Annotated in this window: 13 protein-coding genes and 1 pseudogene; 4 read left to right on the top strand and 10 right to left on the bottom strand. The window is 49.2% G+C overall.

Features of this window, described 5'->3' with window-relative positions:
- From BW956_RS20520 to BW956_RS22330, 4 genes are read right to left on the bottom strand one after another with little or no spacing between them, the layout of a single operon-like run.
- Entirely contained in the window at positions 1-321 is a 321-nt protein-coding gene (locus tag BW956_RS20520) for a hypothetical protein (RefSeq protein WP_076465993.1), read from the bottom strand.
- Positions 302-1,624, bottom strand: coding sequence for a type IV pilus twitching motility protein PilT (locus BW956_RS20515; RefSeq protein WP_076465991.1), 1,323 nt, complete (start codon positions 1,622-1,624; stop codon positions 302-304). The genes BW956_RS20520 and BW956_RS20515 overlap by 20 nt, the downstream gene beginning before the upstream one ends.
- The gene (locus BW956_RS20510; RefSeq protein WP_076465988.1) at positions 1,624-2,520 is read right to left on the bottom strand and encodes a type IV secretory system conjugative DNA transfer family protein; all 897 of its coding nucleotides are present in this window, start codon (positions 2,518-2,520) and stop codon (positions 1,624-1,626) included. Before BW956_RS20510 ends, BW956_RS20515 begins: the two co-directional genes overlap by 1 nt.
- On the bottom strand, positions 2,517-3,212 hold the full coding sequence (locus tag BW956_RS22330) for a hypothetical protein (protein ID WP_139327248.1): 696 nt from the start codon (positions 3,210-3,212) through the stop codon (positions 2,517-2,519). Before BW956_RS22330 ends, BW956_RS20510 begins: the two co-directional genes overlap by 4 nt.
- A gap of 614 nt (positions 3,213-3,826) precedes the next feature.
- On the opposite strand from BW956_RS22330, the gene BW956_RS20500 reads away from it, so the two are divergent.
- From BW956_RS20500 to BW956_RS22125, 4 genes and pseudogenes are all read left to right on the top strand, one after another.
- On the top strand, positions 3,827-4,645 hold the full coding sequence (locus tag BW956_RS20500) for a site-specific integrase (RefSeq protein WP_076465983.1): 819 nt from the start codon (positions 3,827-3,829) through the stop codon (positions 4,643-4,645).
- Between the two features lie 455 nt (positions 4,646-5,100).
- Entirely contained in the window at positions 5,101-5,916 is an 816-nt protein-coding gene (locus BW956_RS20495) for an SEL1-like repeat protein (protein ID WP_217695156.1), read from the top strand.
- A 542-nt stretch (positions 5,917-6,458) separates the two neighbouring features.
- Positions 6,459-6,728, top strand: coding sequence for an IS66 family insertion sequence element accessory protein TnpB (gene tnpB / locus BW956_RS20490; RefSeq protein WP_083703177.1), 270 nt, complete (start codon positions 6,459-6,461; stop codon positions 6,726-6,728).
- A 175-nt stretch (positions 6,729-6,903) separates the two neighbouring features.
- Positions 6,904-7,193 (top strand): annotated as a pseudogene (locus BW956_RS22125) (IS66 family transposase zinc-finger binding domain-containing protein); the annotation flags it as partial.
- Positions 7,194-7,203: 10 nt separating this feature from the next.
- Here the strand turns inward: BW956_RS22125 and BW956_RS20475 are convergent.
- From BW956_RS20475 to BW956_RS20450, 6 genes are all read right to left on the bottom strand, one after another.
- Entirely contained in the window at positions 7,204-8,430 is a 1,227-nt protein-coding gene (locus tag BW956_RS20475) for a transporter (RefSeq protein WP_076465980.1), read from the bottom strand.
- A gap of 105 nt (positions 8,431-8,535) precedes the next feature.
- Complete coding sequence (locus tag BW956_RS20470) at positions 8,536-9,351, bottom strand: hypothetical protein (RefSeq protein WP_139327247.1); 816 nt, start codon at positions 9,349-9,351, stop codon at positions 8,536-8,538.
- Between the two features lie 21 nt (positions 9,352-9,372).
- Positions 9,373-10,080, bottom strand: a complete 708-nt coding sequence (locus BW956_RS20465) for a C39 family peptidase (protein WP_076465976.1) — start codon at positions 10,078-10,080, stop codon at positions 9,373-9,375.
- Between the two features lie 90 nt (positions 10,081-10,170).
- Positions 10,171-11,373: a hypothetical protein gene (locus tag BW956_RS20460; protein WP_076465973.1), complete on the bottom strand. Its 1,203-nt coding sequence runs from the start codon at positions 11,371-11,373 to the stop codon at positions 10,171-10,173.
- A 48-nt stretch (positions 11,374-11,421) separates the two neighbouring features.
- Positions 11,422-12,090, bottom strand: a complete 669-nt coding sequence (locus BW956_RS20455) for a hypothetical protein (RefSeq protein WP_076465971.1) — start codon at positions 12,088-12,090, stop codon at positions 11,422-11,424.
- Between the two features lie 302 nt (positions 12,091-12,392).
- Positions 12,393-13,754, bottom strand: a complete 1,362-nt coding sequence (locus tag BW956_RS20450; RefSeq protein ID WP_076465968.1) for a sigma-54 dependent transcriptional regulator — start codon at positions 13,752-13,754, stop codon at positions 12,393-12,395.
- Between the last annotated feature and the right edge of the window lie 244 nt (positions 13,755-13,998).

Genomic DNA, 13,998 nt, shown 5'->3' with positions numbered 1-13,998 from the left:
TCAGTAGTATCCATTGAAGCGTGCCTTACTGTCTTTCACGCTATAGACGCGCATTCTGTTATCTGTGATCTGACGCTTTATCCAAATCAAAAACGTCACCATGGTCTTTCGGAAGATCAAACTCATAATGATGTTCAGCATGACGAGGAACATTACGAACTTGATGAAGCCAGGGAACGGGAAAACGGGTATAAGCACCATGGCTGCAAATGGCTCCCCGCTCATACCTAAAAACCGTGTAGGCTGTGCGGTGATCCACCATTTCAGTCGAGATATATGCCCTTCAACGATCTGTTCCTGTTCAGTCATTGCGCTGGCCATTTGCGCCTCCTGCAATGATGTCCATAGCCTGTGTTTCAACGAGCACTGATTTGAAAACGTCGGGGGCAATCTTGCCGGTCTCGACCGCTTGTTTAGCGCTCTCCAGCTTGGTCAAACCGTGCTTCTTAACCAGGCTGCTTAAGAGGTGGGTAACGCCTGCCATCCCGCCATTCATGAGTTCACGCAACAAGGCATCTCGCCCATCATCACGTAAGACGACATACTCCATCAGGGGCTGTCGGCCGCTGTAGCCCGTGTGGTTGCAAGCATCACACCCTGCCGGCTGTCGAATTCCGTCAAGATCAACACCACTGTCATTGATAATGCTATCGAGTCGGTCATAGGGCGTGGCGCAGCTACATAGCTTCGGAACCAGCTCCTGGTTAAGGACTGTTCTAAGCGCGTCTATTATTGATGCGGCGATCGCCATGCGCTCTGAGTCAGGGAAGCTAACGCAGATACGGTCTATCACGGCAGCAGCTGCGTTTACGTGCAGCGTGCTGTAAACCAAGTGGCCGGTTCGTGAGGCTTCTGCAGCCAGGCGAATCGTATCCTGGTCACGCAACTCCCCCACCATGATCACGTCTGGGTTATCACGCATCAGACCTTTAATCGCATCAGGGAAGGATCGAACGTGTGTATTCAAGCCAGACTGGCTTACGCTGGATTGAGTCTCGTCATTCAAATAGAACAGGTTGAATTCAATTGGATCTTCAACGGTAGTGATATGCAGGGCTTCATTTCGAGCCTTCTGATCCAGCGCAGCTCCTAGCACTGTTGACTTACCAGAGCCGGTTTCACCAGTCACAAGGATGATTCCCTTGTTGCGGTTAGTTGTCAGCGCTTCAACAAGGTCCGGTGGAAGGTTGAGATCATCCAACCGTGGCGGTCGGCTAGAGATCGGACGGGCAACCAAACGTATACCATCGTCAGCCATACCTTCATTAACGGATGTAGCCTGCAGACGATAGCGGTCACGGCGGCGCTCACCACTGACAACATAGGCCAGAGATCGAGGATGGCCGGCACCGATATTAGTTACAGTAGCCAGAGACTCTGATTCCTGAATGAAACGCTCGATGGACTCCTTATCAATCTCCACCTTGGTTACGGCCTGCAGTGTACCGTTAACCCTTGCGCGTACAGTGCTTCCGGACCTGAAAATCACGTCTGAGGCATTGTGATCCCTACATACTGTCAGCAGGTTTTCAAACACGTTAGGGCCCACAATTGACGGTAGATCCTGCAGGGGAACCTGAGTCCCGGTAAAACGAGCTTTTTGTTCATTTTCACTACTGCTCATCACTCACCCACCTGGACCTGTTCAGTAATGGCATCCCATTCAGCACTGGCGTTGAAAGCGGCTGGTTTCACAATTGAAACGACTGTCTCCCCGATGTTCAGAGATCGCCCATCTTCTGATACGACAACCCCGAAATCCTGTTTGGCCATCTTGGGCATCGCAATCACGCCCGTTGCCACCAGCTGATGAAATAGACGCACACCCGTTAAATCACGCTTTAGGCGAGCCAGATCTGCATTGAACTGCAGGTCTGCTTGCTTACGTCCGATGGTCCAGCCTTCCTTAACCCAAAACGCCCAGTTATCCCGTTCCACTGGAGTACGAGGTAGACGGAATCCTGTTGGCAGCGAAGGTTCTGGGTAGTGGCGAACGAGATAATTCAAATAGGAAGGGGGCTCGATGAGGACAACAGCCTCGGTCAGCATGTGATAGCTGTGCCGGGTAGACTGGAGTTCTTTACGGCCTTTTTTCTGGATCATCCCCTGTGTTTGGCTCATCACCGGGGGAAAGACATTGCCAGGCAGAAGGTATTGGGAGAAATCATAGATCCGGCCCAGCTGCGGCTGCGTCTTCATTAGAATTGCATTCAGCTGGTTTCGCCGCTCGTACAAACCGACCCGTGTACCAAATGACACTGCTACATCATTGAGTGCCTGGTAGCGCGTACCTTCACCAATGAGGTCATTAAGTGATTCAGATCCTGCGCCCTCTTGGGTTGTTAATGCTATTGCGCTGCTGAGAGAGACATTCCCTCCCCAATTCGCTTTTGCTGCACTGGCTTCAGCAATGGATGGAACAGCCATGTTCTGTGAACTCGGCTCATTACTGGCACACCCAGACATAGAAGGTGCAGCGATAGCCAGCGCCAGCGCTGATACAGAACAGATCTGCTTCACAGTCGCGGCTCCTTGTATTGAATCTGGACAGAGGGGGGGTCTATCGTCAGATCCAGCACCACATCTGCTCGGTATCCTGCCTGGCGCCCAGCGTCTGCTACATACTCACCCACGGTTCTCAATTGGTCATCAAAGAACACATAGATATTGCTTAAAGGTCTTATTCCTTGAGGAGATAGGTATGACATCCCTCCCGCTTGCGCCAGATGCTTGAGCACTGTTTCCAAAGGTAGCTGCTGGCCTCCTGGGAAACTGATGATTCGTCGCATGTCGGCAGGTAAAGCCTGAACGGACAGTTGCTGTTCTTCTTCTATCTGATATTTCTGAGTCAGAACTGAATCATGTATTGCATCACGGGAGTGGACCGCCTGAGCAACTGATACCAGCTGCTGCAAAGCGGGGTCACTGTCATAAAGCATGTTACTGCTTACTGGAGCTGGCTCTGGGGTATTTGCAGCACACCCTGAAAGCACAAGCCCAGCACTGGCTAAAACAAGACGTAAGCGTGGGGAGTTCATAGGCGGATATATCATATTAGTTAACCATACGAACATTACACCACAAAACCCCATTGCAGTGAAGCAAAGCACCTTCAAATCACCTCCATAACACCGCATAAGTGCCAGCAAAACGTTACCGTGGCGCTGCAGAAGCGCCACAGAAGCGCCATGCAGGCTCCACAGCACAGCCATGAAAGCGCCAACCCTGATAATGCAGGGCATGCAGTGCATTTATGCCGTGCTATTAGATGCAGTTAAGCCGGCCCTCTCTCAGCGAGACTTTCCATGCCTACTTCAATCAATTCACCTGGATGGACCGATCCAACAGCAAGCAGTACTCCCAAGACCTGTTTTAAGAAGACCAAAAAGGATCTAATGCACTGAATTAGGTATCTAGGCAAACACTATCAGCCTTGAACCAATACCGGTGTAGTGGGAAGATGGCGCCCATATCATGGCGTTTTCATATTGGAAGTAACGCCCCGCGCCTTATTGGAAGTAACGCTTTGAATATGTCGGTTGTAACGTGGGGGCTATATGTTTGATACCTGCCTTGGAGACCTTTATTGATGGTGTCTAAATTCACACCTCCTGACAGACTAACTGACAACTACCAACCAACTCGCGAATCAAAAACCGAACAGGCCTACCATAATCGTGCTGTGGGTCGTTTGAATGCCTTTCTTACTGAGACCAATTGTGACTGGGACCTGCATCAAACACGCCTCCTAACTTGGCTGGAGTCATACCGAGAAACGGTATCGGTACCTGCATGGCGTCAGAATCGTGCTGCACTCGCGTGGTATATGGAGTCAGTAGAAGGCGAAGAGGCACTGGCGAATCAGATCAGGGCCATCAAAACAGATGAATGCTCTGAAGCGACACGCACCAGTGCTAACAAGAAAAAGTCCTTGGGCACAGATGAGTGGACAGAGCTGAGCACTGCCCTGCTGGCATCCCATGAACGACACCTGGAACAGTTTGGCACCGAAGAGGGATCGGTCCCCATGGCTACTCTATGCTTCCTGAGTGCGACTGAGACCACTGGAATGAGGCCCTCTGAATGGTGGGGTACCGTAATGGAGATGGAATCAGACGAGACTGAGCCCGGAGTAGTGCTTGACACCATCGTGCTGACCGTAAAGAATGGCAAGGCAAGCAACGGTCGTGCTAACGGCCAAAACCGAACCCTTCGCCTGAGGGGACTAACGGAAGAAAAGAAGCTTGCCCTTCTAAGACATTACAGGTCAGTTAAGCAATTAAGTTCTGAAGCCGACTTTGAGCGGTACCAGAAGTCCTGTACGTCCTGCATGACCTATACCACCTCTAAGCTATGGCCCACGCGCAAGCGCAAACCCAGCCTGTACTCTGGACGGCACCAGGTCTCTGCGAACTTAAAAAAAGATAGAGTGCCACTGGATGTGCTTGCCGCCATCATGGGACATGCCACCGATAGAACGGCCACCGAGCATTATGGGCGGCGTAAATACGGTCGAGGCAATGAAAGCATGATCGAGGCAGATCCGGACGATGTGTCACGAGTACGGCAGGTTGCCGGTGAGCGGACTGCACCTGATTTCCCCGGACGTATCGGCGCCGGCTCTAATGGCCCCAAAATGGGCTGACATTTTGTATGTGTAGCGTCAGCATATTGGGGCGTACTATTTATTTCTGAATCGTTACTCAAAACAAAGAATTGGGCTAACGAAAATATTTTGGAAGGTTGGCTTGGATAAGTAACTGGGCGACAGCATTCGTAGTTGATCACTAGGAGGGCGAGAATTTTTCTTCGATTTATCTGGGGTTGGGAAATCCAAAGCTGCAATGGCCCAAATACGGTAAGATTACACTTTCAGTGTACTAACTTTAGGGCATGCATATGGTCAACCGCAGAATCACTATAATCCCTCTTCTTCTAGCTCTATGCGGCTCCCCACAGGCACTTTCTGCTGATTTTGATAAAGGATTCGAAGCTGCCCAAAAGGGAGATTATAAAACAGCATTGCTAGAACTTACGCCGGTTGCCGAGCAAGGCAACAATCGTGCTCAGTATGCCCTCGGGGTGATGTACTACTAGGGCATGGGCGTGGTGCAGGACTTCGCTGAGGCGAAAAAATGGTATCTCACTGCAGCCGAGCAAGGCCACAGTAATGCTCAGTACAACTTAGGGCTGATGTATTACAAAGGTAATGGTGTTCTGCAGGACTACGCTGAGGCAAAAAAATGGTATCTCCTGGCAGCCGAACAGGGGAATGACCATGCCCAGTTTTATCTCGGGGTGATGCATAAAAATGGCATTGGCGTTCCTCAGGACCACTCTGAGGCGGTCAAGTGGTATCTGTTAGCAGCCGAGCAGGGTAATAGTCTTGCTCAGAACAACCTCGGACTGATGTACGAAAGTGGCGCTGGCGTTCAACAGGACGATACCGAAGCATACAAGTGGTTTCGGCTAGCTGCTGCGCAAGGCAACAGTTATGCTCAGCACAAAGTCGGGGTGGCGTACTACAAAGGCTGGGGCGTTCAGCAGGACAACGCTAAAGCGTATAAGTGGTATCGTCTGGCAGCCGAGCAAGGCCACAGTGGTGCTCAGTACAACCTCGGGTTGATGTATTACTTTGGCACAGGCGTCCAGCAGGACTATTCTGCGACAATAAAGTGGTTTCGTCTGGCAGCTGAGCAAGGCCACAGTAGTGCACAGTACAACCTCGGGGTGATGTATTCTGAGGGTCAAGGTGTCATTCAAAGTTATACCGATGCCCATATGTGGTATAACTTAGCAGCGTCACAAGGGGACTCTAAAGCTGTTAACAGCAGAGATCGCTTGTCGAAGATGATGACGCCAACACAAATCCATGAAGCCCAGAAACGTGCTCGTGAGTGGTTCGAATCACATTGAGCATTCATCACCAACGCTGTTTACCATGCCCGGCCCGCTGTTTGCATGGTTGGGCTTGCAGTGAAAGCTATGAGAGGTTACTTGTTTGCTGGCGCCAGCAAAGGGAATCTGGGATCGGTACAAGCGGGAGCCGTATGGACGTAGAAGACGCCTTTATCGAGCAGATCCCGGAGAGTGCTTCTGAGGTAAGGTATCGATGCCCCTTCTGGGAATAGGGTTCTTAGAAATGTATCAAATGTCCCCAAGTAGACAATAGCCTAACCTGGTAGTAGTACGAGGGGACATTGACATTCCTATACTCTATAAATCCGCAAATTTTATCAGAGCAACCAAATTCCGCATTTGCCCCTTACCTGACCTTAAGATCTTTCTAATGCATCCGGATAACAGTAAGCATCTGACGGACCCATCTTGAGCCACCGGTCGTCCACTGGCGATAGTGGACACTATCAGTATCAAGATCCCACGAGCCAACAGTAGCATCGTCGTGAACTGGCCGCTGTCTGCGTTGGTTGCAGGGTCTGCTGCGATGAGCCGCATCGATGAGGTCTGGCTGGCCACGAAACCATGGATATACGGCCCTGGCTCGGGTCATAAACGTGTTCGGTGAGGCTCGCCCACACTGCGCTTACCTGTTTAACAACAAGGGTGGTGACCGGATAAAGGTATTAGTGCATGACAGCCTGGGTATCTGGCTATGCGCACAGCGCCCCAACAAGGGCAAGTACCACTGGGTCGAGGCCTGGCGTGATGATCACCAGGTCTTAACAGCCGAGCAGCCGACTGCACTGGTACAGGGATTTTCTTGGTAGCGCGTCGGCGCTGCCGGGTGTCATTATCTAGATTTGAGGCGGCAACCCTGTTGAGCACAGAGGGGCCTGATGAGCTATTAGCCGATCCGGGCATCCTCAGACCACCCAAACTAGGGCATACTGTCGTCCCCAGATCTGACCCAGCTCACACCTGAGCGGCTCCGCCAGAGCTGCCCGTACCGAATTCCATCATGAGCCGGACAATACTGCTTGTGCGTGCGGCTGCCAGCTCAAGCGCATCGGCGAAGACGTCAGTGAGAAGCTCGACTACACGCCCGGCGTGTTCACCGTTGAACGACACATCCGGATCAAGTGGGTTTGTGATCAGTGCGAGACGTTGACCCAGGCGCCAAGTACGCCGATCACCTGCCGCTGTATCGACAGGAACAGATCTTTACCCGTGCCGGCGTCGCGTTGTCGGGCTCCACGTTGGCCGAGTGGATCGGTGTCTGCGGCGTACAGCTACCTAGCTAGCTTAAAATCGGTATGGAAATTTTATCCCAATACTAAAATCGGATGCGTCCGGTGTCAGGCCAACGCCTACTGAGGTCAGCATCGACAAGCGATTGCTAAGAGCATAGGTCACACCTGTCGTAAAGGTAGCGGCGTTACCATCACTGCCAATAATTTTGCTGCTATTTTGTTCGCTTTCCAAATTGATACGATGAGATAGAGCCATACTTAGACTCATGCGTTCATTCATCGCGAAAGCTATGCCGACGCCGTAATTAAATGAGTCACCCAATCGGATTTCACCAGTGTCACCACCAAAATTTTTGCTGAAGTTATGGGTATATCCTACGTTGGCAAACAGAATGGCCGGGTCTGTTGTTTTGAGGAACGACAAGCCCGTACTAAGGCTCCACATGCCGCTACCAGTAGGCAGCTGTTTAGGAATTTCAAGACGGTTACCATTGTCGTCTTCTACAATTTTAGTGTCGACCCCATACGGGTCTTTCCCGGTCGGCGCTTTAACACTGAGGTTCCAGACAATATCTGGACGGCTCTGGGTTTCCGCGAATAACTGGTATGCAGAAGTCAGCGTAATATCACCTAAGCCATAGCCATCGGTGCTGCCATCAATGATAGTGCGGACTTCGCCTGTCGCAGCATCGCTATCGGTTACAAAGTTCTTTTGATAAGTGCTTGTGCGATAGATAAAAGGAATACTGGCACCCAACTGCCAGCGCTTATTGATGTTATAGCGGCCATTGAAATCCCAAGTAAAAATGTCGGCATTGATATCGTCTACTGCGATATCACCCAGGAAAATCGCATCCAAAGCCAGAAAGCCATCCAGCGCCAACTGTTTGCGGTCGTAGTGGGTATAGTCCATACCAACTTCAAAGGTAAACTTGTCGGTAAACAGAGTGTGTTCTTCCAGAAGGATATTTTCCACACTGGCGGTTGGGTCGGCAGAACGTTTAGTGGGCGCTGTGTTACTTGCAACAGTGGAGCTTTTCGATTTACTCAAACTAGGTTCAGCACTTGGTTCCAGCTGGTTCAGCCGGTTTTCCATTTGCTGCAATTTCTGGATATGACTTTGATTGAGCAATTTCAATTGTCGAATTTCAAAGCGGAGTTGTTCTGCTTCACTGGCGGTCAATGCCTCAGCAGCACTGGCTGTAGGTGCTGTAGCCAGCAACGCCAATCCAGCAATAGCCCTAACGAAAAAAGCATCTCGTTGTGAAAAGACAGGCATGTGATATCCCCTGTAAGTATATTATTTTTATTAGTCATCAGTTGATTTCCTTACATCAACTATCAGTAACTTTAGAAAATCTGTCAAATGTACATTTTTCAACACTTACAATCCCCGCAACTGCTCAAGTGATCGGTTTAGCATACGCAGCTGCTCCATGTTTTTGTGGGCTGGGCTCAGATCGACCTGCAAGCCAATATGATTCATCACCTGATTGTAGTGACTATGGATTTGTGAACTTTGTAGTAATGCGCCTCCTTTCAGGTTTTGGCTGGAAAGCTGTTGAGTAACGCGACCAATGTCCGGGATATCAATCTGATAGCCAATCCCTTGGTTACCAATGACCACTTGAGTATGGCGACCGGAAAGGTCAACGTAGTGGCCGCCTGCAGTTGCTGGCGTCATGCTAAGCCCTACAGAACTCGGGAGAAGCTGCTGTTCACGCACTTCCCAGTTAACATTATTGTGAATACTATTGCCGTCACCAGCGACCTGAATATTTTGCACTACGCCTGAAACTGAATTCAGCGCGCCATTGTCACTGACATCAACCAGTGCTGGAGTGAAAGCTCCAAGTGTAGCCGTGCCGATATCCTGACTATGGTAAATATTTATTATCGGTTGGTGGCGGCCAGAAGACAGATCTATGTTGACGTTCATCTGCATGTTCAAAGAATGATTGTCGGATTGGATCCAGTTGGTGCGCATTTCGACACCAAAGAAAGCGACCTGACGTCCTTCTACAAAACGCCCACGTATGGATGCTAGTATCTGATCAGGGACTTCTTGCCCTTTTAATCCAAAGGTGCTTTTTTTCTCCATTATCGTTCCTGCGTTGCTTGGAAGGCTGAAAGTGACCGATAAAGTTAGTGCCATTACCCAATTTGGTAATGAACCTATATGACATAATAATTGTGTCATGACGATTCCTCCCTGCAGTATTCACAGCAGATCGGTATGGCCGAATCCATACTCCAGTAGTTCTGCATTAGTGATGGGTGCGAAAACATTGATTAGGCCACGTGTGGTTAAAGGAGGGGGCGGGTTCAGTAAAGTTGATTCACGGTTAAAACCTTTGCCGATAACGGCAAAAACAATGCCGTTCCAATTGTTCATGAATTCATCTTTGGGCATGATTTTGTTGCCCAGTGCAGGATCGGCCAAGTATACCAACCCATCAGCTGATTTCTTGAGTACGACAAAATGTTTATAACCATTCAGATCCAGCAGCACTATAGTGGGTATTTTGAGTTCATCCAGCGTTTTGGCGTTAACCACATAGCCACGGCCTCGAAAGCCAACACGCTCTACGTAGTGTTTTATGTTGAGTAAGGAGAACCCCTGTTGTTGAACAACCTGAGGGTCGCTGACGGCAAATAAGCCATCAAGCACGTCGGCTTCCGTGACATCTAGGCCGTAGGCATAGCGCAAGATGGTTGCTAAAGAAGCAGCGCCACAGCTGAAGTCGGTCTGTTGTTGTACCAGGCTGGAATAGCGTCGCTCGCGCAGACTGATAATTTCTTTGTGGACAAATGAACCGCTCGGGAGAATGCCCCCAAAACTTTCGGCTTGCGCCGGGCTGCCCAGTGTAAGTACCAATATACAGACCAGTGGGGGTAATGCTTTGAATAGGGTGCGAGATCTGAACATGGCACGCCTCTTTATTATTGTAATCATTGCCCGACCTAAGTCGGGCAATGATGGATCGTTCTGAGGTGAAAGATGACTCATAGCGCGAGGTTATTCTCCCGGAGTTGGGTCAACTGCGCCAGCTACATTGAGACGGCTAAGTGCCAAACTATTGTTTTGCAGGTTATTGGCACCAGCTGTTACGTTCACACCAATATTGCCGCGTGCACTATTCAATACACCTCCACTCATAGAGGCATTGTTTTCGTGCCGCGTGTATTCTTTACTGATGAGATGGTCAACAGACCCTGACAGAGTGCCGCCTAGTGACTGCAAGCCTGCTTCAGTGAACTGCAAATTTCCCTGGTCAGAGTCAGGGATTACATTGCCATTCACATCGAACTCGAAAACCCCGCCACTTGGGTTTTCGGTGTCGAAGTCGAGATGACCAACAAGCTCTGAAGTGTCTCCATTATCGTGTTCACCGTCGTCCATCCACATTTCTGGGTAAACGGCACTGGTTTGTACAGCTGTACCATCAATGCTAGAGCCTACGGTGTCATAACTACCAAGACCGCCACCTTCATAGCTGCCATTCAAAGTGCCATCAACACTAAAGTTGGTGGTAACCACTTCAAAGGCTTCTTCTGGCAGTGTATTTGTCGTGTTATTGGTTGTACTCTGTTTAACTGACGAGGTTGCTTCGCCCATAGAGCCAGAGGCGACCGAACCACCAAAGGCGTTGCTTTGAACGTTAACAGCACCGGCTGCAACGTTGACGCCGATATTACCGCGAGCATTAGCTAAGGCACTCCCGCTTATGCCAGCGTTGTTCATTGTTCCGATAAAGTAAGTCACGTTTTCTGTAGACGTTTGATCTACAAAAACTTCGGCATCAGCGGAACCAAAGGCAAATGAAGCGTCTGCAGCCGCTAGTGCCGCAGAGTTACTTTGTACGTTGTTATCGCCTGCACTAATGTTCACTCCAATATTGCCTCGGGCACGACCAAGCACCTCGTCACCAATAGTGGCATTGTTATCGACTCTGTCGACCAGGCTTTCATTCTTTATAGTTTCCTGCTTAAGATCCACAATTGCCATGCCAAGTGAATCAACGCGTATTCTTCCGTCGATATCGACTTCTCCCTTGTAGTCAACATGTTTGCTGACATGCACTTTCTTACTTAAGCTCGCGCCTTCTTTGTGCTTACCAGGACCCTTATGGCCATCACTTCCATGATCATTGGCAAGAGAAGGCATACTGAACGCGGCAACTGCCAGTGCCAATGGAGCGATTTTGAATACCTGTTTCATGACATTTCTCCTTTGTTATACAAATGACCGGACGTAGAGCTCCCCCGGTCACGGTGTTGACCCCAGTGAAACACTGAGACCAAAACTATTGCTGGTCGCATTACCTGAACCGGCCAGCTGATTTATCTGTAGCACGCCCTTGGCGTCAACAAAGGCATCTGCGCTGATGGAGGTTTCCCGACTATGTGAAGATGTGAGTGAATCATCGACAGTCACAGGCTGTCCGCTGACAGACATACTCAATTCGTTTTCTGAAACTGCCACGCCGTTAGTGGATAAACTAATGGCAATAGCGTTCGTTTGAGCATTGCCGGCACCGCTGACAAGATTTACTGAAATTAAACCTCTGGAGTTTGAAAATGCTTTGCCCTCGATCTTACTGATAGTGCTGTTAGGCGATTCAGAAATAAGGTGTACATGCTGCTGAGTTTGGTTGCGGGCGCTGCTAACCCCTGGACCGGTGCTTAGGGATAGAGCACGCGCATTGATCTGATCGTTGCTGTCGCCTGCTGACAAGTTTACCCCCACGACTCCGCGCGTGTTGCTAAGTGCGATACCTTGAATTTGGCTCTGTGTAACGTAAGGGGATAAAGGAGGATCTATTTCAGATGCCGCCATAGTAGGCAACGTGATTCCGGCCAGAAGTATAACGATCATTCTGTGAAAACCTGCCTTGTCTGCCATGATCTTGATTCCTGTAACAGCGGTTGTCTGCATGAGTGGTACTCCATCCAACATTCGTCCCAAAGGATGATATTCATGTCGGTTGGCACCTCGACGTTTTGATGCTTTTGTGCAGAAACACTGCATGAATAGCGCCATGGTTGAGAACATACTGTTTCATATGTCTTTTTTGACAGGTATAGAGGGGAGGGGGAGCTTGATGAAGAAAATGAGGGAATTGCTAGGTCTCTGATGGTGTCAGGTATTTAACACTTTATGTGAGATATTGATAGGAGTAATTTGAAAACAATTAGTTAGAAACATGTGCAGCTGTAACATCCCTGTTACACTGGGCATTAGTTGAGTCTATATTTATCCAATAATCGGTACAACGTGATGCGTGATACCTGTAGTTGTTTAGCAGCCCTTGTTATGTTGCCTGCTGCCTGTGCGATCGCTTGCTGCACCGCTTTTTTTTCAGCACTTTCACGTGCGGACTTCAAACTCTGGCCCGGGTATTCAGATGGATTTTCCGACGGCATGGGAAGCCCTAGATCAGCGGGTGAAATCATGCGTTTTTCGCACATCACGATAGCCCGACGTATTCTGTTGATTAGTTCGCGGACATTACCTGGCCAGTTATGCCGCTGTAACGCCAGCAAAGCGTTTTGGCTAAACCCCCTAACAGTTTTGGTACCCTCCGATTGAAAGCGTCCGAAAAAGAAACGTGCTAGCAGTTCTATGTCTTCATGCCGCTCCCTTAATGGTGGGGGAGTTAGCTGTAACACGTTAAGCCGATACAGCAGATCCTCACGAAAATACCCGTCCTTGACCGCATGCTCCAAATCTACGTGAGTTGCCGCAAGGACTCTAATGTCGACAGGTGTGTCTTGGGTTGCTCCCAGACGCCGAATATTTTGTTCTTGCAAAAAACGGAGCAAATTGACCTGTTGATCCAATGGTAGATCCCCTATCTCGTCCAGAAATAGCGTACCTTGATTGGCAGCTTCGATCTGGCCAATTTTCTGACTGACAGCACCAGTAAATGCCCCTTTTTCATGACCAAAAAGTTCAGATTGCACCAAGGCGTCAGGCAAAGCGCCGCAATTTACGGCAATAAAAGGCTTGGCATGGCGAAATGAACGCTCGTGAATGGCACGGGCAATTAGTTCTTTACCTGTGCCACTTTCTCCAGTAATTAAAACCGGTGCATCAACCAACGCAACTCTACGCAGTGCCTTGAATAACTTAAGCATGCCATGACTAGTACCTACCATTTCGTAGTCATCACATACGTTGTCTTCACGTGAACGCCGTTGCAAGAACGACATGCCCAAAGCATGCCCTAAAGTGAAAGCAAGATTTTGAATGGCATCTGCATGAAGTGGCAAAGTAAAGTAGTCATAGCAGCTTTCAGTAATAAGGCATCGCACTACTGGACTGTTGATACACTCTTCGGAGGTTAATGCAACCCACTGTGTATCCGGATGTTGATCAATAAAATTGCGTAAATGCCCCAAATGAAAATCATCAGTTTTCTCCAAATGAAGAAGCCCGACATGCGGTAGACTTTCGTACATAGATTTTTCTTGAATATCAGTATGCTGCACGACATTCAAATTCCAATTATCTTGCAGCTGGTTGATTACTTCATTGTCATCAGTCCGATTTGGTTGTAAATACAATACAGACTGGGCTATATGAGCGTAATCTGACATAGTCAGTACCTCTTCTAATCCTTAGGTGAGTTCTGAAAGAAGGCGGGGTACTACTGAGAATAGTTTATATGGCGCATCCTGTGTCTGAGCCTGTAAACCTGATTGTGTAACTGCCCACGAATAAGTAGCCTTTTCAAGAGGATACCTTCGCGCGGATTCAACTACGAAGTGCGACACTCGCCTATGCAGCCTGAAGGTATTCCCGAAACACGACTTCAGGCTGCCTGAACCCAAGGCACTTGCG

The organism is Marinobacterium stanieri (assembly GCF_900155945.1).
GTDB lineage: Bacteria > Pseudomonadota > Gammaproteobacteria > Pseudomonadales > Balneatricaceae > Marinobacterium > Marinobacterium stanieri.
Note: the sequence above shows the minus strand (reverse complement) of the source record. Positions and strands in the feature narration are given on the sequence as shown.

What these genes read in the sequence shown, in the direction of transcription:
- BW956_RS20460 (WP_076465973.1), bottom strand. Translation starts at nt 11,373, where the DNA reads ATGAAACAGGTATTCAAAATCGCTCCATTGGCACTGGCAGTTGCCGCG.
- BW956_RS20495 (WP_217695156.1), top strand. Translation starts at nt 5,101, where the DNA reads ATGGGCGTGGTGCAGGACTTCGCTGAGGCGAAAAAATGGTATCTCACT.
- BW956_RS22330 (WP_139327248.1), bottom strand. Translation starts at nt 3,212, where the DNA reads ATGGCTGTGCTGTGGAGCCTGCATGGCGCTTCTGTGGCGCTTCTGCAG.
- BW956_RS20515 (WP_076465991.1), bottom strand. Translation starts at nt 1,624, where the DNA reads ATGAGCAGTAGTGAAAATGAACAAAAAGCTCGTTTTACCGGGACTCAG.
- BW956_RS20455 (WP_076465971.1), bottom strand. Translation starts at nt 12,090, where the DNA reads ATGCAGACAACCGCTGTTACAGGAATCAAGATCATGGCAGACAAGGCA.
- tnpB (WP_083703177.1), top strand. Translation starts at nt 6,459, where the DNA reads ATGAGGTCTGGCTGGCCACGAAACCATGGATATACGGCCCTGGCTCGG.
- BW956_RS20470 (WP_139327247.1), bottom strand. Translation starts at nt 9,351, where the DNA reads ATGACACAATTATTATGTCATATAGGTTCATTACCAAATTGGGTAATG.
- BW956_RS20500 (WP_076465983.1), top strand. Translation starts at nt 3,827, where the DNA reads ATGGAGTCAGTAGAAGGCGAAGAGGCACTGGCGAATCAGATCAGGGCC.
- BW956_RS20450 (WP_076465968.1), bottom strand. Translation starts at nt 13,754, where the DNA reads ATGTCAGATTACGCTCATATAGCCCAGTCTGTATTGTATTTACAACCA.
- BW956_RS20520 (WP_076465993.1), bottom strand. Translation starts at nt 321, where the DNA reads ATGGCCAGCGCAATGACTGAACAGGAACAGATCGTTGAAGGGCATATA.
- BW956_RS20475 (WP_076465980.1), bottom strand. Translation starts at nt 8,430, where the DNA reads ATGCCTGTCTTTTCACAACGAGATGCTTTTTTCGTTAGGGCTATTGCT.
- BW956_RS20465 (WP_076465976.1), bottom strand. Translation starts at nt 10,080, where the DNA reads ATGTTCAGATCTCGCACCCTATTCAAAGCATTACCCCCACTGGTCTGT.